Below are 24,792 nucleotides of genomic sequence, written 5' to 3'. Positions count from 1 at the left end.
CCTGCTTTTAATGGTTATCTGAAGGTGCTGAAGGGCACCCGTACTGTGTCAGCCACAATATAAAAAAAGGCACTGAAATATTACATCAGTGCCTTTGGGGAGGCGTTCAGAAAGAAAAAAGGTTATGTCGTTGCTTTGCAAGCAATGTTTATAGCTTCGATAAACTCTCGCAAGGTCGCCATTTTTGACAGGAAGCCGGATGCACCCATTGCAGTTAACTCTTTTCGTATTGTCCGGATATTTTCGCCAGTATTCACTAATACAGGGACTGTGCAAAGTATATTTTTGTGGGACATTTCTTTCAACAGTTCCCGGGCACCTTTATCCGGCATATGTAAATCGCAAATGATTAGTTCGGGAGGATTTTCGGTGGTTGCTTTAAGCACTTCGTCCACTGAACTGAACAACCGTACGTTGCATTTTATGGTGGTCAGAAAACGGCTGATTTTGGTGGTTTCCATTAAATTGTCATCAACGAGATAGACTGTAGCTCCAGTGGAAAGCACACATTTCAACACAGGTGTTACAGAATTTACAGCTTCTGGTAAGAAGAGCGGCAAAACAACTTGAAAATGTACCTGGCCGGATGAAGGGTGGGACTTAATATCTACGCTGCCTGATAATAATTGACACATTTCACTAATTAAGGGAAGTCCCAGACCTGAAGAATCCGGTTGTTTTTCTCCCATATAGTATGGGGCGATATCATTGGTGAAATCAAGGAATAAGAATTGTCCCACTTGCCGGAGACTAACGTCTATGTTGTTCTGGCAATATTTTACTGCGTTGATGAAGAGATTATTGATGATGCATTTTAACTTATAGGGGTCAGTAATGATATAATCTGAGGGTAAATCATATTTGATATTAACTTCCGGTATTTTCTTTCGAAGGAGCCTGTACGCCTTTCGCGTCTTAATGAATTCCCGTAAATTGAATATGCCGGCTTCCATTTTCAGGCAGCCGGTATCGCCTTCCTTGTTAGTAGAAAGTACATCCCTAACCACATCGGTCGTGTCCTTGACAGCTGTTTTCAACACCTCGAAATATTCATTCGGAATAGTTACTCCGTCCTCCTGACGGTCTACGTGGGAAGTAATAATGATGTCCATCAAATTGACTGCCCCGCGCATGTCATGCGTGGTTATGGACAGATAGTCTTTTTCCTGTTTGTTCTCCAGTGTCATTCTGGTAAGCAGTTCATCCTGCTCTTTTTGAGCTTTCAACGCAAGCGAATTGTCATAAGTCGACCTCGCCGAGAAATAACTATAAACGAGTATGACGAAGAGGACAGCTACCGAAATATTAGCGGTGAAACTAACAGTATCTTGCTGGGCCGGCGTAAATTCAATAGGGGCTATTATGCGCCAGCTGTAATTCAGTTCTATGAGAATGAGCATCACTGCTGTCGCAGTCAATGCCATGTGGAAAAGAGTTTTTTTGTGATCAAACCAAAAAAATGCCGCTAAGAAAAGAAAAAGAGAGAATGCAAGAAGATTTGCAGGAGGGCCCAGCAATACTGCATAATACCATATCGCCAGGGAATGCAGACTGAACATGAGTGTTATTGCACTTCGGTATTTTCCCTTGGTTGCCAGGTAGATCACCGAAAGGGACAGGCAACCCTCGAGCGTTGCAGGCAGTAATATCAGGTATGCACCGGTTCTGAAAAACAGATAGGGGCCCAGTATAAAACACGCTAATGCGGTTGCCCAACAGAATATTTTAATCAGGCGCACGACCAATTTACGGGGAGTGGTAAGCTCACCCGCATATTTGCCGTGTGGTGTTACCGCCAACAAATATTCGAAAGTCATTTTTTGGTACTTTAGGGGGTCGATGTTGTTAATACTCAGGCAATCTGGACATTTTTCAGTACAAAAGATGTTAACCGATTGTGAACATCCGGCGCTGATATGGTGGTATTTAAGCATATTAGTTTCAATCCATTTATAAGCGTTTCATAACGAATTTGCATAAATCGCACCGGGCAACAGGGTGTTAATTTTCGGTGAATAAGCGGCAATATCAGAACGTTAACGGTGATCATTTGCGAAGGACAAGGTGCTCCCGGGCGGGATCGTTTTCTAATTCCCGGATCTTGTCGGCGGCAATGTTTTTCACGTCCTGTTTGATTTTACTGAAATTCGCGGCTATCATTCCGGCATCGACCTGGCGGATCAGGGGGATAGGCTTGTAGGATTCCTCTTCCTTATTGATGGCCGCATAATCGGTCAGCAGCTCGCAATCGAAAGCCTTTAATTCCACCCGTTGATCCGGCAAATCGGCCAGTACACCAACAAACTGGCCGGAGGAAAGCTTAGATATTTTCGACGGCGGTACGGCGTACTCGAGTTGCTTGCTTCTACTCACAGAGGTGCCGGAATCACTGATTGAGAGGCTTTCGCGCTCCTGCATGATCTTGCCGATCTGCTCGGATACCTGCTTGGCGGTGTCGCCGGTTTCTTGTCCGGCGATCAGATTACCTGCAATGGACATGATCACATCTGCCATTTCCTTCCCGTATTCGCGCCTTAGTTGGTGGATTGACTGAACACCCATAACCACACAATTCAAATTCGATCTGCCGGTACTGATGGTGCTTAGAAGTGCCTCGCCGCATTCCAGAGTGGGAAGCTCATCGAGGTGCACCATGCAGGGCAGTTTATTTTTTTTGTTGATAACTTTTAGCACACGGTTGGTGAAAAGCGATAGTACAGCACCGTATACCTGCGTCTTCTGCGGGTTGTTGCCCAGGCAAAGTATGCGCGGATGTTCAGGGTCATTGATCTGTAGGTTGAAATCATTACCCGATAGCACATAGTACAATTGCGGGGAAGAAAGCCGGGCAAGGGCGATCTTTGCCGTGCCGATCTGGCCTTCAAGCTGCTCAAGTACGTCGTTTAAGTAGGCGGTGATGAAAGCCCCGACAAGGTTTTGGCAGCTTTCCTCAGACCGAAGACAAGTAAAGAGCTGGTCATATTCGAGCTGGATCATCTCAATTACGTGGGGTAGCGTGCAGTAAATTCCGCCACGATACATTCGCAGGAACCAGATCACCGCGGTAACGAAATTGATCCCGGACTCGACGAAAAAATCCCCTTGCTTTTTCCGCCACTCTTTGTTTAGCCCTAAAAGAATAGTGCGTGCAGATTCCGTGGCGTCGGTGATGTCATGCATGTTTGCAGGTTCCAGGGGATTGCCGCGATGGGAGTGGCTGGGGTCGTCCAGGTTGATAAAAATACATTCGGGTTTACCCTTAAAGCGGTGTTTATTTTTCAGAAAGTGGTTGTAGGCAACCAGGGAAAGATCGGGGAATTTGAAGTCATAGAGCAGGTAAGTGAAGGGCTGGGGCTTTGCAAGTCCCTGGGTGATAAAGAAACGCAGGATGCCGGAAGTCTTGGCTGAGCCAGCTGATCCGGAAATGAGCGAAGTTCTGAAAACTGCCAAGACGTTCAGCCAGCCGTTGCGCCATTTGTCCTTCAGGCGGTAGCGCATGGGTAGGTTAATGGAGTACTGATTGGTCAGCAATTCTTCCTGCTGGGGGAAAGTGGAGTTGTCGAGGTTGAATATATCCTGGTTGGAAAATTTGTTTTTCAGGATCCTGGAAAGGATCGTGCCACCAGATAGAACCAGCAAAAAACCAGTGCCGGTAATGGTCATATATAGGCCTGCGAGGAACGTGGGCACGGCGGGAATGTAGAGGGAAAAGTATGCGATGAAGTAAGTGATCAGGCCGGTGACGAGGTAGGCCAATGCCGTCCTGTGATTGAGTTTTTCAGACTTCCGGCCCCGGGCGCCTATCAGCGATACCAACAAAATGCCGAGTGCAATCAGCTTCGCGCGGTGGAAATCGTGGAAAATGCCTGTTCGGGTGATGTTGCCCAGGATGCGGTTGGAGAAGTCAGATACCAGTCCCCATTCCCGGAAAGCTGCATATAGCTGGTAGTAAAAATGTAGTAATAAAATTATGATGGCGATCAGCCTGGTCATGTCCAGTATCTTCCGCAATGCTTGTTCATTCTCTCCTGTGTTGTGCATGGTTTTAAAGTTTTTGTGAACTCTTTTTTTTCTTTTTTCTTCTGGTGGAGCGCAGTTGGAAAGGGAGCGTTTCGGGTTGCTGTTCTGCGTGAGAGAGGATATCCCATAAGCTGTCGGGGGATGCTGCAGCCTGGGAAATGGCTTGGGAATGGCCGGTAGCGGGGTGCTCTGGCTGCGGCGGGGCCGCAGTGATTTTAAGGCTATTGGTCTTTGCGGCAGCTTCTGCAAGGCGCATGGCAGTCGCTTCGGCAGAGTAAAGTTTGCCCAGGTCGCTGCCTTTGAACACGCATTTGCTGCTGTGATCAATGTAGATCAGGCCATAGAGCCTGCCCTGGGCGTTGCGGTGTTCTACCAGTTCTACGCCCTTGCTTTTCAGCTTTTGGCGAAAGGCTTCCGGCGTGGTGGTGCCCTTGGTTTTTAGGGTCGCATCAATCGTGGCGCGCAGGGCTTCGGCGTGTTTGCCGCGGGACAGTTTTCCGCTGGAAAAAAGCGTTTCCAGTTTGCCAAGCGTCGGACGAAAGTGCAGCAGGCTGGCCTTTACGGGCATGCCTACGGCCTTGCCCTCGCTATCCAGCACGCGGTAAACAAGACCCTTTTTTTGACGCATTTTGCTGCCTTCAGCCCCGGCATCTGCATGGATGTTATAGCGGCCCAGCAGCGCGTTAAGTTCGGTGAGCGAACCAAATTTGTAGCGGGAAAGCAGGTATTCCAGGGTGCTGCCAATGGCCTGTTTAGTTGCCTTCTGCCCGTACTGAACGCGTGCCGCAGATACCGGTTTAAGGCGGAAAACCTCGCGCTGGTGGTCTGTCGCACGCACCAGGTTGTAGCGTTCTTCCAGCGCGCGGCAGGCCGCATAACTCTGGTTTTTCTGGATATTGTGCATGCGGATGCCGGTGCCGCGTTCATTCACTTTGGTGGTCACCAGGTGCAGGTGAGGATGGCCCGCATCGTGGTGCTGGTAAACCAGATAGGGCTGGCTGCCAAAGCCGATGGCTTCCATATACTGGGTGGCAATGTTGCACAAAGTCGCGGTATCCAGGCGCTCCCCGGCCGCAAAATTCAATGTGATGTGGACGCTGTTTTTCTTCAGTTCAGGGTCAAGCGCGGCCTGTCGCAGGAGCATATTTAGCCTGTGGTGCTGGGCCATGACGGAGAGTTCCATAGGATAGTTTGCCGCCATCAGCAGCTCTGCCGCAGGGCGGCTCTGCCCGCCGTTTTCGCCGGGAATAGGCATCGATAACTTGTTTTCGTTATAGAGAAAACTGCGCCGGATGGAGTACCCGTTTTTGATTACTGCAACCATTGCGCAGCGGTTTTATTGATAAAATCCTTGAGTTCTTCAATGTCTTTCATCAGCTTGCGCTTATCGGCCTCGTAGGCTACCAGCCAGGGTTTGTACTGGTCGAGCTGCCGCAGTGTGTGCAGTTTATGTACGGCCTGGTTGAAGTTATTGGCGGCGCCGTTGAGGTCTTTCAGCAGCTGGGAAAAACTGCGGAAATAAGCCTCGCCGGTCAGATTGCGCACGCCTTTGATCATGGGCTTGCCCAGCAAAATGTTGCGCGCGTAGGTGCTGATCTTGCGTTCTGTGGTGCGGCTGAAGTTCTCCTGTAGCTGCCTGCGCTCGGCCTCGGAAAGGCGCACATGCACCCATTTGTTTTTGTTCTCTTTCATCACATTTCAATCTCACGGTAAACAATTCTGTAATCAGCCGCCACGACTTTGGAGTACGGGCGGCCACAATTAAACCCCATTGTGATACAATGGTACTACTGGCCGTTTCCTGCCAGTGCAGGGAAACCTCTAATCCTGGGATGTAGTCGTTTTTGGGAAATCCGGGGATTTGCCGAAATGACAAAGGAAATCGTTCAGGTCTTTGTGGTTGCGGTAGAGGTCACTGCAATCTTTGACCGCAGCAGAGGATCCGCACAGTTTCAGCGTAGCGATCCGGCCCGGTTCGTCACGGTCGAGAAATAAATAAAGAGTGCGGTGCCGGAGGGTGGGGATCATGCCGAGGCCGTTAAGCACGACAAGATCCTGGTCGGGATCGGGATGGGGAATGAGGGCCAGGTAGCTGAGCATGTCAAAAAAGCCTTCAAAAACCGCCGCAGAGATTCCGGCGCCGCAGCGAATGGTGGTGACGGCCTTTGGGGCCGTGCTGCCCTTAAACCATGAGTTGCGCAGTTCATACCCGCCGAGATCGTTTTTGAATGCGATCGCATTGTAGGTTTTCTCGCCGATGACAAAGGTTGCCTGAACGCAGTGGGTGTCCGCGATCTGGGTGGGGATGCGCCGCTGGTACAGGTAATGCAGGAGGTCAGGATCAGATATGAAGCTGGTGTACGTGATTTTGATGGCCGGGGTATCATCGGCCTTAGGTGGAGGGGGCGGAAAAGTGCGCAGCGGTGCTGAGCGCGCACCGCCCACGGAAAGGATCCGCAGGAAATCACCGACAGTGCAGTTGTGGTAACGCGTCGCAAAGGCGATCAGATCACCGCCTTGCCATAGCTGGAAATCGAACCAGCGGTTGATTTTCCGGTTGACTTTAAAAGAAGCGGTTTTCTCTTCACGCAGGGGCGAGAGGTACCAGTAGTCGTAGCCTCGCACTTTGACGGGCAAATGGCCGAGTCCGGCCAGGAAATCGACGAGATCAAATTCCCGGACTTCCTTGCAGGTAAGTCTTTCGTTTCTGTTTTCCATACATACTTTTCATTTTCACACAGTGATACAAAACTAGGGAGCTGTCGCCGGGATACCATGACCTACGCGAAAATCGGGGAGGTGAAAGACAAGTCTGGAAAGTACCTTTGGCTTAGTGAAAACGAAAATTTGTGCGTATGGAAAAAAAGGAGATCGCGTGGTTATTTGACACGCTGTTGTCGTGTACACCAGGAATGAACGACATGGTCGTTAAGGTGGACAGAAAAGTTAGCAAGAACCAGATCCTACTACTGGCGCTGCTAATGGAGATAGGAATCAGGGAGGGGCATGCAGTCGTTGAGTATTTTGCTAAGGACGCGGTGACCGAGCTGCGCGCCTGGGTGGACGATTGTCTCGAGCGCGGGCAGTTGAAGGAACTCAGTGAGAGGCTCAAAGTGCTGGCGAACAGGTAGGTGCTTTTCAGGAATTTTTGCGCCGTTGCAATAAAATTTGTAACGGCGCTTTTTCATTCACGTAGTGAACTAAGGGGTTGACGTAGAAAAACCGGTCATTGACGTAAAAGTTTTGAAGTTGTAGTGCCCCGGAGTTATATTTAATGACAGCCAATGCAAGTGTGTTCAGCCACATTATAGCAAATGAAAGATTGGTTAATAAATAAATAGATAGATATATTTATTAATAAGTATATAAAGTGATACTGTAATAACGCTTACTATGAAAAACTTAAAAGTTTGGGTGCCCTGTCTGTTAATTTTTCTATGCGCTTGTAGCTGTAAAAAGAAAACCTCCGATTCACCCGGTTATCCGCCAGGCGGGCAGTATTTTGTTCTTCAAGGTCAGAGGCTGGACATTTTTAAAAATGACCAGTTGCTTATTGAGAAGCTGGATGGGCAAGGAAATGTAACGGCTACAAAAAACATCACGGAACATATCACAATTTCGGGATCGGACAGTTTCAGAATTGCCGGAAGCTGGAAAGAGGTAATGAATCTTTTTACAAGCGGGATTAACAAATTCCGATTTAAGTATGCCGATATTATCACCGACAATATTGAGATTGATGCTGTCCTCAATACACAAAAAAACACAATTGAGTTTAAAGAAGTAAAACTGAATGGTCAAGCAATCCAGGCTGAAATATCTAATTCGCCGGCCGCGAATTCAAAAATTTATAAAATTAATTAATCTTTGTTAACCTCTTTCCGAACCATTTATGTTAAAAAACAAAATCTTAACGTTTTTATTCTTTACCCTATTTCTTTCATTTTGTAAAAAAGCTGATCAAACTACTGAAAATCCTCTGGGCACAGAAATCGACACCAGACTGGTAGCAAAATTAGATTCCAATTTTATCAGCCTGGAACAAGCATTATCACTAGCGACAAAGACAACCGCACCTGGACGTGAAGCAACAAGATCATCTCTTCCGGCGGGCGCCCGAAAAATGTCTAACATTCAGGAAGTAACCACTACTGCTAAGAGGGTCAAAAACTATTATATCTACTCTGAGCAAGTTCAAAATGCCGCATTAACATCAGCAACTGGCAAGCAAAGTTCTGCTGAGGAGCCGTTGCTATATTTAATCAATTATGAAGGAGGTGGGGCGAGCGTTATATCTTCCGATAAAAGGTTTGGAGATGTAATTGTAACCCTAGACAATGAAATCACACTTACCGAAAACATGGATGCTCCGGCGGCGTTTGTTAATTATTTACACCATGCCGCCAGTTCGATTAAGAAATTCAAGGAAAACAAATTTTTAAGGAAAAGCCCTAATGTAAATCTAAGTTCCTCACATTCTGGCCGAACCTCGCAAGCCAAAACATCTGCTACTTTTGAAGAAGAATGTGATGAAGAATGGACGTTCCCGTTACCGAAATCGTGGACTTGTTATCCCGGATATACTTTCTATATAAAAAACTATGGGCCGACGGTTGAAACAATTTGGGGACAGGGTGCAGGATATAATGATCTAGTCCCATTAGCTTGCGGTTCAGGTAAGGCCCCAACTGGTTGTGTTGCAACAGCGATGGCGCAGGTGTTGTCAATCTATAAAGTTCCAACTATCTACAACTGGAACTGGGCATCTATGAATAATTATTCGGGTAGCCCAGAAACTGCCAGGTTAATGAGTGATCTGGGGAACTTGCTGGGAATGAGCTATGGCTGTAACGGTTCGGGTGCCAGTATGGAAATGGCAAAGAATGTATTTAACCAACTTGGCATTCAAGCGGGATATGTTAGTAACAACGATAACCCCTATGGAACCCTTGAACAGTATGGTACCTGGATCAGAGGCAGGCTGGAACCTATCGAACCTACCATGTATATCCCAGGGAGACCGTCTACCCCTATTATGGCTGGTGGCTGCAAAGTAATCGGCCAAACCGGATGGTGGATTTTTAAGACAAGATATTATTCAGAATGTCATGCCTGGTTAATTGACGGTTGGAGAATTTTGCGATCAACAGACACAACCCCGATTCCTGGTTATGCGTATCGATATAACATAAATATCGATGAGACGTTTCATTTTAATTTTGGGTGGGATGGCTACTTTAACGGATGGTACAAATTGAACTTTGGTGATGGTTCTGGTGTTATTGACCCGAGTATTAATTACCTGCATGCACAAGACATTATCTTCGATCTCTGGTACCGCTAAGCGAGACGGTATGAATTAGAACTGATCAACGCAAGTTTACCTAGGTAAAAAGTTACCGGCGATTGCAAATGGCTGAGTTTTTGGCAGTGGAAGTAGGCCCTTTACTACATTGCTATGGGCCGTCCCGTGAGGGACGGCTTTTTTGCTCGTAAGTGGCGGTAAAACTGACTGTTTATATAGTTACTAGGGCTTGCAGGTTCTGAGCAGGTCATCCAGATTCTTAAAGGCATTCATCATATTCTTTTCGAATTCGGTGCGCAGGAGGTTGAGAATTGTTGTTGTTAATACTGGATTTTTTGGACAACAGGTTTTACACGCGGCAGAGACGCTAGAAATATTAAAGGGAATTTAGTTTCCGAAGTTATGGTTCCTCTGGATACCGGAGGTTATAGACAGAGACCATTTCAGGCAGGGTATCCCTGCAGCCCATTAGCGTTTTCTGTCCGGTGCGGACGGACATATCGAAAATGATCTGTTGTCCTGGTATCCGGAAGGAATCGTTTTGAATGTAGCTGCATACGGTGTCGTTGCTGACCATTAGCTGAATCATGACCAGCATAGCGCGCGGGCACTGGGGCATTTGTTCAATTACAATGCCCTTTACGTTATGCGATCGGTCGGGTGGCATATAAGGGCCATATTCGAAATCACTGCACCCGGTGATTACCAGGCATACTAAAAGTTGTCTTAACACTTTCATTGGGCAAAATTGGATGGTTTTTGTTTTTGAAAGCTCTGCGAAAATTAGTGGGTGTAATTTGGAATTCGACCGTGAATTTCCGGTTAAGCGTGCTCGCAGATTCAAACCCGATTTCCCAGGCGATTTCCTGTATGGATAAGTTCGTCCTGATCAGCAGATCTTTGGCGTAATTGAGCCGCGTCCTGGTCAGGTACTCATGCGGGGTTAGATCGAAGAGCGCACGGAACCGCGAGGCAACTTTCTGTTTTTTTCTGTCTTTGACATAGGCCCGAAGGATTTTTGGCCTGCCGAAGTACAGGTCATATTGTCGCTGGAGCAGTATGGCTTCCCGGGTGAAGTGGTCTGGATGTTCAAGTTGCAGGTTACGGTCTTCCAGTTGTTCAAAGGCGCGGTATATGACAGATTCCAGGAGTGCTTCGTAGATATTTGCCTTGCAACTTTCGGGTAGGGCTCTGGATGTGGTCAGCACCCGCTGGTCTTCCGCGGATAGTACTGAAAAGCGATCCAGATTCTGTGCCGTCAGCTCATCTAAGGAGACGTTTGCATTCCAGTACACTACGGCGAAACGTGTGCCGGGATGAGAGATAGATATTTTAGCAGTATTCAAGTCAATGAGCTTTGAAACCCCCGGGATTAAAGTGCAGCCAGTTCCGGCGGCGTTCAGGGTAAGACTTCCTGAGAGCAGGCTGATCAGTCCATATGTGCGGGGGCGACCCGTCAGGCCGAAAACCGGACTGTCTGGCGTAACGGCTTCAACGATGGCGGCATGGATCAGCCTCCCTTTAAAAAATTGGATCAATACCTGACATCCCCGGTATTCGTGGAGAACCGGCGACAAAGGTTGTATGATCTTATTTTTGAATATTTCCGGAACGGATGCCGGCGGATCATTAGATAAATTATCCAGCAGCATGATGGTGGTTTAGGGTGGAGACAAAGTTTCCTGGTGGTACTATTAATTTCAGCTCACCGAATTAACAAACATTTAGGCTAACGGCCAAAAAATATTCTGATAAAGTATTGATTCACAAACATGTTTGAGTATAGCGGATGGAAGCGAATCATAAGGAAAGTCATAAAAGCCTCGCGCGGCGGATCGGCCAGCAACAGTGCAGGCAGGCTGATCCACCGCGCACCATATCCCGCGCGCAGCGCGGCCGCCGGGGGCAGTTGAGGTCAATCAGAACTTCCAATACCCTGTTCAGGTTATAGCGGATCGCCTACAGGAAAGCAAGCCAGTCCATGAGCAATAGCAACAGAGCGGCCACAAGGATCAGCCGTGCGGTGAAAAATAACACCCAAGACAACGCACACATCAAAATGGCTACCAGATACCGGGGCGGACGATAGGCTGCTTTCAGCCGGAAGTAATAGACCATACGGCCGGTGAGGTAACAGATCACCAGTGACAGGGTAATAAGGACAATGCCGTAAAGCTGGAGGTGCCGGAGGCCGAAGATTGTTTCCATACGGATGCATTTTTAGGTTTAAAAAATTGCGCACCTTTTCCGGCTGCGCCCCCGGAAGGTAGCTAGGCCGCCTTTTTGAACTTTTTAGCCCTTTTTTTCAGGTCTGCAATACGGGGCTTTAGTTTCTGCTCCCGCTCTTTCGCTTTTTTGGTCTGTGCGGTTTCTATGGCCGCAACGTCTACGCCTGCGGCCTCGGCTACCTTGTACAGGCTTGCTCCACTGATTTGCCCGGGTATTTTACATTCGGATTTGCAGGCCAGCGCCATGCGTATCATGTAGGCATACTGCCCATCTGTGAGGCCGGCCAGCGCCGTTAAAAACGCTTCATTGTCCGTGTGGGCAATACCATTAAAAAGCATGTTCTGCACAGTGTTGCGTGCATCCCATCCTAAGGACTGGTAAATGAGCAGGCGGGCGGCGGTAAGGTCGGCGTCGGTAAGGGTGAATTCGGTATCCTTATTTTTCAGACTTTCTTCTACGGCGTCGAAGACCTGCTGTTGTACTTTATCGCGGTCAATTTCCTTAGCCCTTTTTTCGCGTGCCTCAATGCGGACAATCTCCCCGGCCAGCATATCGTGCGTAACTGTGCCGCTTTTAATGGCTTGCTGTACGTCTTTGGCGGTAACGGTTTTCTCTTTCGTGCAGCCGCCGCCTTCGCTAAAATACGCGAGGCTTGCCCCATCGGATTTGACAAGTACGGCCTTTGTCAGGGTGCCGGATTCAATTTTGTTTTGGTATTCGGCCAAATCCTGTTCGTATTCCTGCTGGGCGATATTGAAACTGCTTTCGTCAAATTCTTCTTCGCCATCTTCATCGTAATAGGTATGATCTTCTTTTTCAGGCGGCGCTGGGGCGTAGCGCAGGTAGACCTCGTACAAACTGTGTTCGGGCAGGGCGTTGGTTTCGGGCATGGAATCCACCACCATGCGGGCATCTTCGGAAAGATGGCCTGATACGACCAGTGCCACGGGCTGGTGCTGGGCGATTACCGCGGCAATGCTCCGCTGAATATGCGCCGTGCATTTGCTCTTGTAGCACACCTTGTGGGTACAGGTGGCATGCGTAGCCATTTCGGGGAACAATGTTTTCAGCGTTGCCGAATTGAAGGGGCAATGTGTGCAGGCCCCGGCATCGGGCAGGAGTGTTTTATCGCCGGTGTCAAATGGCGCCTTTTTCAGGTCATACTTGTACTGCGTGATTGCCTGCCTGATGTTGCCCAACTGAAAGTCCGGCTCCTGCCAATCTGCGCAATACTGGTTAAAGAATTCCTGCTGGGAATCCGCCGAAAGGAATGCAAGGTCGTTGACCTCCTTTACACCCAGCAGGTCGGCCAGAAAAATTTCCTGTAGCGGCAGGATCAGCTCCGCCCATTTCAGGCGACTGTATACGAAGGATTTGGATTTCCCAAGGCGGGCGGCAATTTCATCGATGGGCTTTTGGGCTTTGTACAGGCGCTCTATCCCTTGCGCTTCATGCAGGGGGTGTGGGTTCTCACGTTGCAGGTTTTCAGCCAGCATCAGTTCTTCTACCTGCTCGTCAGTGAGCAGACGTACCACTGCCGGAATGGCTTTAAGCCCGGCGATACGGGCGGCGCGCAGGCGGCGTTCCCCGACAACCAGTTCCAAACGGCCGCTTGGCATTTTGCGCACCACGATGGCATGTATTACCCCGTGCAAAGCAAGGTCTGCCGCGAAGTCCTGCAAATCTTTTTCGTTAAAGATTTTACGGTAGTTGAGCGGGCCGATATCTACCTGTTCCGGGGAAACTTCAATTGGCGTTCCTTCAGTATTAAAGGGGTTCAGATCGTATTTCAGATTAAGGTTTTTTTTCGCAGATGGTTTGCTTTGCTTTTTGTTTGATGTTTTTGTTGACATGATTGTAAATATTTAAATGTTAAAGGATAGGCAGATCAGCCGCCGGCACCGGCGGCTGAGATCGCCTTTATAAATCTGTGTGTGAGAAATAACTGCCGCTGGTGGTAAATGGGTGGGTACCTTCGGTTAACCTTACCTCTGCGGTATATCGTTTTGCCACCCTGTAGGCAAGTTTTACGGCTTGGATACGGTTTTCGAACCATTTTGATCGTACAGGAACTTCATCCCATGATCTACGGTCTGTATTGATCTGGAAATTAAATTGGCACTTCAGGTGGTCGATGTCTAAAAACCCTTGTTGTTTGATGTTGATGAGCCATCGGTTAGCAAACTTTGCATGATCGGCCTGCTGTTTCAGGTTGAAGTTTTTAACCTCGTTATTTTCAAGGGTGACACTTTCCTCGAACACGCCGATGCTGGCCAAAACATACATGTAGGGAATGATTTTGATCAGGCTGAGGTCGGTTTGCGTTTCAGTCCGGTTGTCAATCACCATAAAGCACATTTCAGGGTCTTGCATTAAATCCCCATTCTGTATATAGTAATGGCAAAGGCTATACAGGTCAGTATTACCCAGCCCGGTTATCGCGGCCTGTCCGATTTTTTCTATCGTCAGTGGCATAAAGAATGCATTTTCGATTTTGCAATAACCATCTTTAAGACCTGTTATCAGTTGTGCGAAAACTTCTGTTGCTTGTTTGTTTAATTTTTTCATATCTGATGTGCGCTTCTTGTTACGGCCGCGCTCCCCGCTTTTGTTGTTGATACAGCCGCGTTTTCGGGCTTTTTTTTATTCTTTCTTTTTTTTCTGACATGCTTCCAAAAGAAAAAAAGGGAAAAAAGAAAGCAACCATTCAATGCGTCCAATGGCCAAGGCCAAGAAAAGTTTGCACTTAATGGGGGGGCCCTTTAGGGGGGAAACCGTTCATTGCAAAGTTTTATTGGCGGCTTTTGCGGGCGGGCTGGACGCATTAGGTTTGCTGCGCTTTTGCCCCGTTTTTCTTGGAAGCATATTAGTGGGCGCAGTCGGCAGGATGGCGTTTAAATGCCAGTCAGACATGTTTACAGAAAGCGGTTAATGCAGTGGTTTCAAACGTGTATGCATGGGAGTGGGTTAACAGAGGGTTAACTTCAAAAGGAAGTATTCGCCTGTAGTTTTGCAGGGCTTATTCTGCACATTTAGTTTTGTTTTAGCATCCATGACCTTCCCAAAAGGATGGATCATTTTTGGTCTGTTCATTGTCTTTTCAAAATGCCGGAAGTGGGTGGATTTTGACTACGAAAATATTTAGGCTGAAATGATGTAGAAAAGTAAGTATTGAATAGTACCGACCAGTCCCGGCGGGTAAAATGAAGCATCATTAACTTTAAATGGAATATGATGAAAAGTAGAGTCTTTGAGGAAGGTCAAATAGTCACTTTTATGCTTCCTGGTGGAATGAAGACTTTTGCGAGGGTCTTTTGTTACAGGGATAAATTGTTTCTGAGAGGGGTATTTGAGGATCCAGCCAGTGGGTGCAGGGTGATCGATGTAAAGGCAATGCGGCGTACGAAGATTAACGTAAGTTACGATACAGAAGACTTTTCTACAGCGCTGAATGGTATTGCGGATGATGTGCGTGATCATCATCGAAAACTGTGGGACAAGGTTTGCTGCGGACTACCAAATCATTTTCAGAAGAAACACAAAGTTTTTTGTCTGACGGAAATAGAAAAGGCTGTAAAGCCGAAAGGAGAGTGCCAGGCTGCTCAACCGGAGGGAGAGTACAAGGCTGGTCAACCGAAGGAAGAGTACAAGGCTGGTCAAATTGTGACCTTTAGGCTGTTCGACGGGACTGAAACGTACGCAGAGGTATTTTCCTTCAAGGGACAGCTTTATTTCAGAGGGATGTTGGCCGATCTACGCGTAAGATGTAGAGTTATCCCTGTAAAGGCAGTACCCTATATAAGAGGAAATATTCGGTACAGTAATGCTGAAGCCCATAGTACCACTACTATGAAAATGCAGAGAGAGGGAGCAGAAATACACCGGCAGCGATGGGAAATGGTTTGCCGTGACATTTCAATTCACTTTCTAAAAGATGGTGAGGTTTTGAGCCAGGCAGAAATGAAAGAGAAAGCCCATGCGTGCCGTGAAATGAAGAGAAAACTCATGCGACGGAAAAATAATTAAATTTCAATATGATGTTCAATGGAGAAGATACCCAATTTAGAGCCGGTCAAATACTGACGGTAGAAATCCGGGGAAAGCAAACTTTCGCAGAGGTAATCAATGACAAGGGTGTGCATTACCTTAAGGGATTTCTGAAGGTGCCGGTGAACAGGGTGGTTCGTTTGGACAAATTGCCGTTTAATAGAAATTACATAGTACCGGGAGACGATGTCAGGCAGCGGGTGGAATGGATCATAGCGATGCAGGGAGAGGAATTTCACCGGCAAGCGTGGGAAGAATTTTGCAAGGGTGTTTCACGAGAGGTGCTCATCGGGGATTTTATGATCTTGGAAAGGGAATGATTCCCGATCAATATTTTGTGTGTTACTGATGTAGGTAGAGCATGTAGTTTTTTCATAAGCAAAAAAAAAAAAAGGAGCCAATCTTGGCTCCCATGGAATCAAGCACTAAGCCGCATATCTGAAACCAAACGCGAATCTATAATACCTGCCACATTTACGTATTGTTCAACTATCAGTGGCAGCAGGGGGAACCGATGGGTTCCCCCTTTTTCGTGAGGTTATTTTTCTGTCCTTTTCTGAAGCTGCCATTTTCCACCTGTAAACTCGAATTCTGCAAAATTCTTTCGTGTTGTCGCACGGTTGGGGCTAAGCGCAGCGAAAGGGGTGATATGTTTACTTCTCATGGTGTAGTTCGCCACAGCATGAGAATCATCAATCTTTTCAATTTTTGTGATCTGATCAATTTCCCATGTGGAAGTTCGAACTATCCTCATTTTTGCTGAATCTTCACCTTTTGGTGTGCCTAGCAGGTATGGGCGTGCCTTCTCAGTAAAAGTGATAAATGGTTCGGCCTCGTTAGCCATTGTCCAGCTTTTCCTGACTGTAATGTATCCCTGGGCTTCCAGTCCAGTGGCAAGGGCACGCCTGGCAACATCGGGGTCAGCGAGGTTGAATACGTAATCTCCAGTTTTAGGATAAGTGCCTTCCTCTTGTAATATTCGCAGGGCTTGTTCGCTCGTGAATTCAGGGGGGGAGCAGGCCAGTAATAGTGATAATAATACGGGGATTAGCCACATTTTTTTCATACTAAGGAATTTGGTTTATAAAAGGTTAACTGTATTGTTTGTATAACGATTTGAATGTAAATATGTTATAGATCAACAAGCCTTTCCTATTTGACGATCAGCTAAAGGCTGGAATTCAACACGAAAACCTATTCCATGAATGGTATGGATGAGAAGTTCAGGAATAGCGGCGAGGTTCCTTCTCAGCTTTGTTACTACAGTATCCATACTTCGACCGTTGAAATAACTGTCTTTCTGCCATATCAAGCGGAGGATTTCCGAACGATAGAGCGTGTGGTTTACATGCATGAGTAAAAAATGGAATAGTTTAGCTTGCCGGGCAGTAAGCCGTATATGGGGCTTATCATCAGCTGAGGTGATCGTTCCCGTCCTGGGATCGAAGGTGTATGATCCAAACCTGCAGGGCTGGAGCGGGAAAGTATACAGACTTCGTTTCAATAATGCCGCTGCCTGAAGGGAAAAAATCTCTGGGTTAAAGTCTTTATCCAGCACAATATCAGCACCTGCCCAGAGTGCGGATTCATTATACATTTGGTCTTTAAGAAAGACAAGGGGTATCTGTTCGTTATGCCGGCGAATCTTTCGGGTAAGATCCACCCCGGGAAGAAAAGGAAGATCTTCGTTAATGATCAATAAATCCCATTTTGAACGCTGGAATTTCTGAAATGCCATCTTACCATTCACACAAAAGGTATAACATAGGTTGATATTCCCGGGGAGGCGTTCCTTCAATGCGGTGTTGTTGCCACAGGCTACCAAGGCTTTTAACTTGTCCATAAGCTACAAATTGTTGAAAGTGAAGTATTACCCTGAAATTACTGAAAAAAATACAAATTGTGGGCGAACGCCCACAAAGATTATTGTTTTTTCGGCTGATCTTGCAACTGGCCATGGCTGACAAATCAGAAATACTTATAAAATTCGGGCAGAATCTCCGGAACATCCGAGAATCAAAAAAGATGACTGTTCAGCAACTCGATGCACTCACGGCGATAGATCATTCAGAAATAAGCAAACTGGAAAACGGGAAGAAGTCATTGGAACTGATGACAATCCTGAAACTGTGCAAAGGCCTTCAAATCAAAGCCGATCAGCTAATCCCCTCGACCATTATTGACATGATTGATTAATCACTGTTCTCCAATGCAGCTGAGTTATTACAATTTTAACTAAAGTTTAATATTTTGTAATTTAGCACTGCGCTCGCAGTGGTATTACATATACAGGGAATGGACAAATTCAGTGCATTATCGGATCATGATCTGCTAGAGCTCACAAAAATGGGTGACCAGGCTGCCTTTAGTCTGATTTATAACCGGTATTCGGGGGTACTGATAGTACATGCATTGAATATCCTGGGCGATGAAGACGATGCCCGCGACGCAATACAGGAAGTATTCATCCATTTCTGGAACCGGCGGGAGTGCATAACGGTTACGTGTAACCTGAAACCTTATCTGTATGCGGCGGTGCGAAACAGTGTGCTGAACAAGCTGAAGAAAGAAAAGCACATCGCAAAAATGCTGGAGGGTTTCAAAGCGGAATCCCTGCGGCTGAAAAAAGAAACCCAGGAAGAAGACCCCGACGTGATATTGCTACAACGGATTGAGGGGGAAATCCAGCGGCTGCCGGAAAAAATGCGGGAGGTTTTCCTGCTGAGCCGCCGTGGTGACCTTACTTACGAGCAAATCTCTTCGGTGCTCAACGTTGCCCCAAATACAGTACGTAAGCAGGTTTCCAATGCCTTGCGTATCCTTCGGGTTAACCTCCGTAGCCTGCTGATGAATTTTTTCTGAAAAAAATCTCTTTTTAGATACTACTTTTTAAATAACGGGTTGTCTTAGTTACAGACCGCGCAAACGATTATGGGGTAACATGGATAAATTGAGGGCCAAACAACTGATTGAAAAGTACCGTTCCGGGGAGTGTACCCCGGAGGAGCGGGCTTTTGTGGAATCGGCCTATAACCTTATTCCCCTCCAACGCGAAGAAAAAGACGGAATTTATTACGAGCAGTTTTCCGACCAGGCATGGGAAAATATCCAGTCCAAAATTGAACGGAAGCAATCCCGGCGGCGACTGCTGCAATATGCATCCGCTGCGGCGGCTGTACTGCTGGTGGTTCTGGGCACCATGTACCTGCTGAAACCTGAAAAGGTGGAGAGGATGGTGGTTTACCAGCGGCTGGATGATGTAAATCCGGGAGGAAAGAAAGCGGTGCTCGTGCTGGGAGACGGAAGGAAAGTAGAGATTGATTCCGCGAGCGAGCGGCGCCTGGTGCAGTCCAGTAGCAACGTAACGATAAAAAATGGCGAGGCCATGTACTCGCATGACGATAATGCCTATGGCCCTAAAAATGTTGTTAATACCGTTGTTACCCCAAATGCCGGACAATTTCAGCTAGTTTTGTCCGATGGTACTAAAGTCAGGCTCAACGCCGCATCAAGCTTATCATTCGCGCCAACCTTTAAGGGGCAGCAGCAGCGCGTGGTACGGTTGAGCGGCGAAGCCTATTTCGATGTTGCCCACGATGCCCAGCACCCATTCATTGTTGAAACCCCGAAGCAGCGCATCCAGGTGCTGGGTACGCGCTTCAACGTCCAATCCTATCCCGACGAATACGCGGCGACGACCTCGCTGCTGGAGGGATCGGTAAAAATCTCCACTTCGCTTAGTCCAAGCAAATTCCTTAACCCAGGCCAAGCGGCCATTACAGCAGGAGACAAAACACGCATAGCTGCGGCGGATGAATATGCCGACGCATGGTCAAAGGGTCAGATCCGTTTCAAGGATGCTGACCTGAAAACGATTCTGAGACAGGTAAGCAGATGGTATGACCTGAAGGTGATTTACGAACATGAGCCTGACCCGGAAGTATACACGGGGGGTATTTCAATGAAAAACAGTCTTTCCACGTTCCTGAAAATCCTCGACAGCCGAGGCGTGAGGTATGAGCTCCGCCAGGGCAGAGGGGGCAAAGAACTGGTTATAAAGTGAGAATTAACAGAGTGTACAACCAATATCCAAAATCAATGAACAGCTGAAAGTGAATGTAAAGAGAATTTAGACTGAGGCCATAAAAAAACCGGAAAGCGTTGATCAGAACGCCCCCGGCAAGTGTCTGCGGTCAGCACACCCCAATTCAGGGGATCAACTAAATACTAACCATCAAACATCCAAAAGTATGAAAAAAAATCATGCTCGCTTCCCTATTGTCCATGGGGAAGAAAAAAAACACCGCTCCGCAAAGGAGCGGCACCGCATTAAATTCAGAGCTGTCCTTATGCGTATAAACCTCATTACCTTTTTCACGCTCATCACCTTTTTGCAAGTTACAGGCAGGGTTAAAGCCCAGCAAATCACCCTGAACGTAAAAAATTCACCGCTGGAGGAAGTCTTTAAAACCATTGAACGCCAGACCTCATATGTATTCTTTTTTCCCAGCCGGGTCGTAAAAGATAAAAAAACAGTCAATATCCAGGTCAAGAACATGGATTTCAAAGCTGTCATGGAAAAGGTGCTGGAAGGTCATGGACTGGTTTACTCCGTATCAGAAAATTCAGTTATCATAAAGGAGGCCGCGCCCGCGGTAAAGGCGGGCGGGCACCAGGCAGATATAACAATAAAGGGACGCGTTACAGACAGCAACGGTAAACCGTTAACCGGGGTTACCATAAAATTAAAAGGCGCCGAAATCGGAACCATGAGCGATCACGAAGGCAGGTTTGCGATTGACGTCCCGGATGACAACGCGGTATTGCTCGTTTCGAGCATTGGCTATATAACGATACAGGTGCCAATAAAAAACAACTATACGCCGAATATCAGGCTAGTGGACGCTACGGCACAGCTAAAGGAAGTCACGGTCTTACCGATCAATACGGGTTACGAATCTATAAAGCCAGAACGATTCGTGGGTTCTGCAACGGTCATAGATAGCACGATTTTGGCACGTACGGTTAGCAGGGACTTATTATCGAGATTGGATGGTACTACTAACGGTTTGATTTTTTTAAAAACGGCTTCCTCTAGTGTTCCCAGGCTGAATTTACGAGGAATAGCTACCCTTGGTTCGAATACAGATTTGAACGGGCAGCCGCCAACAAACCCCCTAATTGTTTTGGATGACTTTCCATTTAGCGGTGATGTTAATAGTATTAATCCTAATGATATCGAAAGTATTTCAATATTGAAAGACGCTGCATCGGCATCCGTTTGGGGAGCTAAAGCTGGCAATGGCGTAATTGTTATTACCACAAAAAAAGGAAAGTATAACAGTGGTTTTGCTGTTAACGTTAGATCGAGTATTCAGATAGAAGCAAAACCAGATATGGAGTATTTCCCGTGGATGAACAGTAGCGATTTTATTGATGTCGAACAATTCCTCTTTGATAAAGGGTTTCAGGATATTTATTTGCAGCGACCGAATATATTGACGGTATCGCCCGCTGTAGAAATTATGGACAAAAAAAGACGGGGTGTTATCACAGAGGCCGAAGCTACAAAGCAGCTAAATGTTCTACGAGGATATGATGTACGGAATGATTATAACAAGTATGTTCTAAGGAATAGTATTAATAATCAAAACTACATTAATATCTCCGGCGGTTCGAATAACCTGAACTATAATATTGGCCTAGGCACTGACTATAATAAAACAAGCATTAAGGGGCCAGGTGCTAAAGCGCGCTATAGTCTTAACTCCAGCCTGAATATTAAACCGATTAAATTTTTGGAAATACAAACAGGCATTAGCTATATCAATGAAAATTCAGTATTCGATGGGCTCACGTCAACAATAGTTAATCCGATTGGAAGAAGAAGTAAACTATATCCCTACGCCCGGCTGGCAGATAATGATGGAAAACATTTGCCAATTCCTTATAAATACACAATGTCATTCATAGACGCCGAAGCTAACCCTAACTTATTGGATTGGCACTATAGGCCGCTCGATGAAAAAGATCTAGTTGATAATAATCAGGATATCTCAACTCTCCGGCTAAATATTGGAATGGCTGTTAACATTGTAAGCTGGTTAAAAGCAGACATTAAATACCAATATAGTAACCAAAAACTTACACTCTCGCAACTTTATAATGAACAAACTTATTTTGCACGCGATTTAGTCAATAGTTATACATCAAAGGGAGATTTTAAAAGAAATATTCCTCTGGGCGGGATACTGGATAAAGGATTTGGCGATTTACAAAGCCATAACGTTAGAGGTCAATTGTCAATAAACAAAAATTGGAATGGAAAGCACACCTATAGTGCCATTGTGGTTGCTGATGTGATTGGTACTGAACTCTCAAGTAGCACAAACAGATTGTATGGGTACAATAATGAAAATCTTACTTACTCCACTACAATCGATTACTCAACGCTTTTTCCATTATATTTTGGGGGTGCTGCGCAGATACCGGCCCGGCTTGAATCAATTGGAAGGTCTGATAGACTTGTATCTATACTTGCAAACTCATCTTATACTTTTAATAATAGGTACACGATTTATGGCAGCGTACGAAGAGATGGTTCAAATTTATTCGGTGTTAAAACTAATAACAAGTGGAAACCCTTATGGTCGATTGGAACAAAATACACTATATCCAATGAAGACTTTTTCAGGATATCGCAGATTGACAACTTGGCGGTAAGGGCATCTTACGGCTATACTGGAAATGTGAACAATACCGTTCCAGCAGTGGCGCTTCTCACATATTCCAGTAGTTTGAATACAGATCAATTGCCTTTCGCGTTTATTTCCAATCCTCCCAATCCCGATCTTCGATGGGAATCGGTCAGGACAACGAATGTCGGTATCGATTTTAGCCTATTTAAAAGTCGCGTATCTGGTAGCTTGGATGTCTACAATAGAAGATCTAGAGATGTTATCAGTTCAGTTCCAGCAGATCCGACATTGGGGATAAGCGGGGGAAATGTTTTTAAAAATGTTGCCAATCTCCAAAACAAAGGCGTTGATGTTGGAGTGCATCTAAAATTAGTAAATATAGGACTTAAATGGACAGCATCTATAAATTACAGTCACGTAAAAACGAAGGTTGAAAAATTTTTTGGAACTTATGTGGTTACGCCACGTACCGGAGGCATTCGAGAGGGAGATATTTACGGCGCAATTTATGCATACAAATGGGGTGGTCTTGATCCTCAAAATGGTGACCCACAAGGTTACTTAGGCAAGTTGATAAGTAAAGATTATGCTAAAATATTTGTGGATTCACTGAATAACCAAGCGTATATCGGGTCGCCAAATCCCATGCATTATGGCAATATTTTAAATTCTTTGTCATATAAGAATTTTGAACTGTCATTCAACATCAGCTTCAGGGCTGCGTATTATTTCAGGAAGCCAGCTTTATCATATTCATCTCTTTATAATGGATGGGATGGACATCCAGATTACCTAAACAGATGGAGGGCACCTGGAGATGAAGCGAAAACGAACGTCCCCTCGATGCCATTTCCGGCAAATGCAAACCGTGATGAATTTTACGCATTTTCTGAAGTGAACTATGAAAGGGGGGATCATATTCGCCTCCAGGATATCCGCCTTGGATATACCTTCATTAGAAATACATATACGAGGTTTCCTGTAAAGTCAATTAATGTATTTCTGGTAGCGGGGAATTTAAATTGGATGCTATGGAGAGCATCGAAAACTAACCTTGATCCGGATTTCCCCTTATCAGAAATACCGCCACGAAGGACGATTTCCTTCGGGACATCAATTGGGTTTTAACGATTTTAACTTAAAGAAAATGAAAAATACATACAATATCTATACTATTGTGGGTTTCCTAGTTGCAGTTCAGCTGTCAACCTCTGGCTGCAAGAAATACCTGGACGAAAAACCTGTAAAATCAGTAGTTACAATCAATACTTTAAAGGATTTACAAGCTATCCTAAACAATGATCTTTATACACAAAATTACATTTCAATAACTACTGCTGGCGCCGATGAATATTATCTCAACAATGAAAATTATGGTTCACTTAATGAGCCGTCAAGGCTGATTTATTTATGGGACAAAAATAGCTATCATGGGCCCTGGGCACAGTGTTATAGACTGGTTTATTATGCAAATGTTGTCTTGCAGGAACTAGATAAAATTGAGGGTGGCAGCGAAATTGAACGGAACTATATAAAGGGACAAGCCTTGTTTTTACGAGCGTTTTTCTTTTACGAACTCGCTCAGGTGTATTGCAAACCTTACACCGCAGATGCTGCAACTGATCCGGGAATAGCACTGAGAATTGTCCCTGATTTAGAGGTTGCTTCTAAACGCGCATCTGTTGCGCAAACGTACGAGCAAATTATAAAGGATTTAAAAGCTGCGGCTGGGTATTTGAAGCCCACCCGTGAGTTTGTGAGTCGTCCATACAAAGCGTCAGCATATGGATTGCTAAGCAGAACTTTTATGGCTATGAGAGATTATGAACAAGCATTGCACTATGCAAATCTCTACTTGGAGGCGTCTCCTGACCTGGTCGATTTTAATGACCTCGATCCAGCTTTGGAACCCGCGTTCACAAGAGATAATGTTGAAATTGCTTATTATGCAACAAATGAAGACGATATTGTTACTTACGAACCTCCGATTGATACATTGCTTTATGCAATGTATGAAGACGATGATTTAAGAAGAAGTATTTATTTCAAGACAGGCTATTCCGGAACTCCTACATTTCGCGGAAGTTATTCTGTTTCCTATGCATTTCAACCATTTTCTGGCATTGCAACAGATGAGATGTATCTAAATCGTGCAGAGTGTTATGCACGGGCGGGTAAGGTGAGCGAAGCTATGTTAGCTTTAAATGCTTTGCTCATCAAACGATGGAAAAAGGATGAATTCACGGATCGTACAGCAAATAACAAAGAAGAAGCATTGCAGTTGGTTCTACGGGAAAGACGTAAAGAATTGGTTTATCGAGGATCCCGATGGACTGATGTTCGCAGGCTAAACATAGAAGGGGAAAATATTGAATTAAAAAGAGTTATTGACGGACAAACTTATGTTCTGCCAGCAAACGACAAGCGTTCAGTGTGGCTTTTGCCGTTGGAAGTGATTCAACGTTCAGGTATGCAACAAAATGAAAGATGATT

At 45.9% G+C, this 24,792-nt stretch carries 22 protein-coding genes; 10 read left to right on the top strand and 12 right to left on the bottom strand.

Features of this window, described 5'->3' with window-relative positions; translation table 11 throughout:
- Window positions 1-122: 122 nt before the first annotated feature.
- The 5 genes from ABIE26_RS14750 to ABIE26_RS14730 form a co-directional block, all read right to left on the bottom strand.
- Window positions 123-1,817, bottom strand: a complete 1,695-nt coding sequence (locus ABIE26_RS14750; RefSeq protein WP_354375961.1) for an ATP-binding response regulator — start codon at window positions 1,815-1,817, stop codon at window positions 123-125.
- A 229-nt stretch (window positions 1,818-2,046) separates the two neighbouring features.
- Window positions 2,047-4,041 (bottom strand): conjugal transfer protein MobC, encoded by a 1,995-nt coding sequence (gene mobC, locus ABIE26_RS14745; RefSeq protein ID WP_354375960.1) that lies wholly within the window; start codon window positions 4,039-4,041, stop codon window positions 2,047-2,049.
- Between the two features lie 4 nt (window positions 4,042-4,045).
- Window positions 4,046-5,344 (bottom strand): relaxase/mobilization nuclease domain-containing protein, encoded by a 1,299-nt coding sequence (locus ABIE26_RS14740; protein WP_354375958.1) that lies wholly within the window; start codon window positions 5,342-5,344, stop codon window positions 4,046-4,048.
- Complete coding sequence (locus ABIE26_RS14735; RefSeq protein ID WP_354375956.1) at window positions 5,332-5,712, bottom strand: plasmid mobilization protein; 381 nt, start codon at window positions 5,710-5,712, stop codon at window positions 5,332-5,334. Before ABIE26_RS14735 ends, ABIE26_RS14740 begins: the two co-directional genes overlap by 13 nt.
- 129 nt (window positions 5,713-5,841) lie before the next feature.
- On the bottom strand, window positions 5,842-6,738 hold the full coding sequence (locus tag ABIE26_RS14730) for a toprim domain-containing protein (RefSeq protein WP_354375954.1): 897 nt from the start codon (window positions 6,736-6,738) through the stop codon (window positions 5,842-5,844).
- Window positions 6,739-6,875: 137 nt separating this feature from the next.
- Here ABIE26_RS14730 and ABIE26_RS14725 point away from each other — a divergent pair, with 137 nt between their 5' ends.
- From ABIE26_RS14725 to ABIE26_RS14715, 3 genes are all read left to right on the top strand, one after another.
- Complete coding sequence (locus ABIE26_RS14725; protein ID WP_354375952.1) at window positions 6,876-7,151, top strand: hypothetical protein; 276 nt, start codon at window positions 6,876-6,878, stop codon at window positions 7,149-7,151.
- Between the two features lie 262 nt (window positions 7,152-7,413).
- A complete protein-coding gene (locus ABIE26_RS14720) occupies window positions 7,414-7,884 on the top strand; it encodes a hypothetical protein (protein WP_354375950.1) in 471 nt (156 codons plus the stop codon).
- Between the two features lie 28 nt (window positions 7,885-7,912).
- Window positions 7,913-9,364: a C10 family peptidase gene (locus tag ABIE26_RS14715; protein ID WP_354375948.1), complete on the top strand. Its 1,452-nt coding sequence runs from the start codon at window positions 7,913-7,915 to the stop codon at window positions 9,362-9,364.
- Window positions 9,365-9,725: 361 nt separating this feature from the next.
- On the opposite strand, the gene ABIE26_RS14710 is transcribed toward ABIE26_RS14715, so the two are convergent.
- From ABIE26_RS14710 to ABIE26_RS14690, 5 genes are all read right to left on the bottom strand, one after another.
- Window positions 9,726-9,992: a hypothetical protein gene (locus tag ABIE26_RS14710; protein ID WP_354375946.1), complete on the bottom strand. Its 267-nt coding sequence runs from the start codon at window positions 9,990-9,992 to the stop codon at window positions 9,726-9,728.
- Window positions 9,993-10,011: 19 nt separating this feature from the next.
- Window positions 10,012-10,902 carry a helix-turn-helix transcriptional regulator gene (locus tag ABIE26_RS14705; protein ID WP_354375944.1) on the bottom strand — a complete coding sequence of 297 codons (891 nt, stop codon included), beginning with the start codon at window positions 10,900-10,902 and terminating at the stop codon, window positions 10,012-10,014.
- Window positions 10,903-11,284: 382 nt separating this feature from the next.
- Window positions 11,285-11,533 (bottom strand): hypothetical protein, encoded by a 249-nt coding sequence (locus ABIE26_RS14700; protein WP_354375942.1) that lies wholly within the window; start codon window positions 11,531-11,533, stop codon window positions 11,285-11,287.
- A gap of 62 nt (window positions 11,534-11,595) precedes the next feature.
- Complete coding sequence (locus ABIE26_RS14695; protein ID WP_354375940.1) at window positions 11,596-13,407, bottom strand: ParB/RepB/Spo0J family partition protein; 1,812 nt, start codon at window positions 13,405-13,407, stop codon at window positions 11,596-11,598.
- Window positions 13,408-13,474: 67 nt separating this feature from the next.
- Complete coding sequence (locus ABIE26_RS14690) at window positions 13,475-14,122, bottom strand: DUF6908 domain-containing protein (RefSeq protein ID WP_354375938.1); 648 nt, start codon at window positions 14,120-14,122, stop codon at window positions 13,475-13,477.
- Window positions 14,123-14,785: 663 nt separating this feature from the next.
- Between ABIE26_RS14690 and ABIE26_RS14685 the strand changes: the two genes are divergently transcribed.
- Window positions 14,786-15,580, top strand: a complete 795-nt coding sequence (locus tag ABIE26_RS14685) for a hypothetical protein (RefSeq protein WP_354375936.1) — start codon at window positions 14,786-14,788, stop codon at window positions 15,578-15,580.
- 8 nt (window positions 15,581-15,588) lie between these two features.
- The gene (locus ABIE26_RS14680; RefSeq protein WP_354375934.1) at window positions 15,589-15,921 is read left to right on the top strand and encodes a hypothetical protein; all 333 of its coding nucleotides are present in this window, start codon (window positions 15,589-15,591) and stop codon (window positions 15,919-15,921) included.
- Between the two features lie 218 nt (window positions 15,922-16,139).
- Here the strand turns inward: ABIE26_RS14680 and ABIE26_RS14675 are convergent, their stop codons facing one another.
- Together ABIE26_RS14675 and ABIE26_RS14670 are read right to left on the bottom strand one after the other, a co-directional pair.
- Window positions 16,140-16,667, bottom strand: a complete 528-nt coding sequence (locus ABIE26_RS14675; protein WP_354375932.1) for a hypothetical protein — start codon at window positions 16,665-16,667, stop codon at window positions 16,140-16,142.
- Window positions 16,668-16,739: 72 nt separating this feature from the next.
- On the bottom strand, window positions 16,740-17,444 hold the full coding sequence (locus ABIE26_RS14670; RefSeq protein ID WP_354375930.1) for a response regulator transcription factor: 705 nt from the start codon (window positions 17,442-17,444) through the stop codon (window positions 16,740-16,742).
- A gap of 113 nt (window positions 17,445-17,557) precedes the next feature.
- On the opposite strand from ABIE26_RS14670, the gene ABIE26_RS14665 reads away from it, so the two are divergent.
- The 5 genes from ABIE26_RS14665 to ABIE26_RS14645 all read left to right on the top strand — a co-directional run bounded on the left by ABIE26_RS14665 (window position 17,558) and on the right by ABIE26_RS14645 (window position 24,790).
- On the top strand, window positions 17,558-17,797 hold the full coding sequence (locus ABIE26_RS14665) for a helix-turn-helix domain-containing protein (RefSeq protein WP_354375928.1): 240 nt from the start codon (window positions 17,558-17,560) through the stop codon (window positions 17,795-17,797).
- A 99-nt stretch (window positions 17,798-17,896) separates the two neighbouring features.
- Window positions 17,897-18,463 carry an RNA polymerase sigma factor gene (locus tag ABIE26_RS14660; protein WP_354375926.1) on the top strand — a complete coding sequence of 189 codons (567 nt, stop codon included), beginning with the start codon at window positions 17,897-17,899 and terminating at the stop codon, window positions 18,461-18,463.
- Between the two features lie 79 nt (window positions 18,464-18,542).
- Entirely contained in the window at window positions 18,543-19,664 is a 1,122-nt protein-coding gene (locus ABIE26_RS14655; protein ID WP_354375924.1) for a FecR family protein, read from the top strand.
- A gap of 187 nt (window positions 19,665-19,851) precedes the next feature.
- Window positions 19,852-23,427, top strand: a complete 3,576-nt coding sequence (locus tag ABIE26_RS14650) for a SusC/RagA family TonB-linked outer membrane protein (protein ID WP_354375922.1) — start codon at window positions 19,852-19,854, stop codon at window positions 23,425-23,427.
- Between the two features lie 19 nt (window positions 23,428-23,446).
- Window positions 23,447-24,790: a RagB/SusD family nutrient uptake outer membrane protein gene (locus ABIE26_RS14645; protein ID WP_354375920.1), complete on the top strand. Its 1,344-nt coding sequence runs from the start codon at window positions 23,447-23,449 to the stop codon at window positions 24,788-24,790.
- The last annotated feature ends 2 nt before the right edge of the window (window positions 24,791-24,792 follow it).

This window comes from Pedobacter africanus, from assembly GCF_040548825.1.
Lineage (GTDB): Bacteria > Bacteroidota > Bacteroidia > Sphingobacteriales > Sphingobacteriaceae > Pedobacter > Pedobacter africanus_A.
This window is presented reverse-complemented; position numbering and strand designations above follow the sequence as displayed.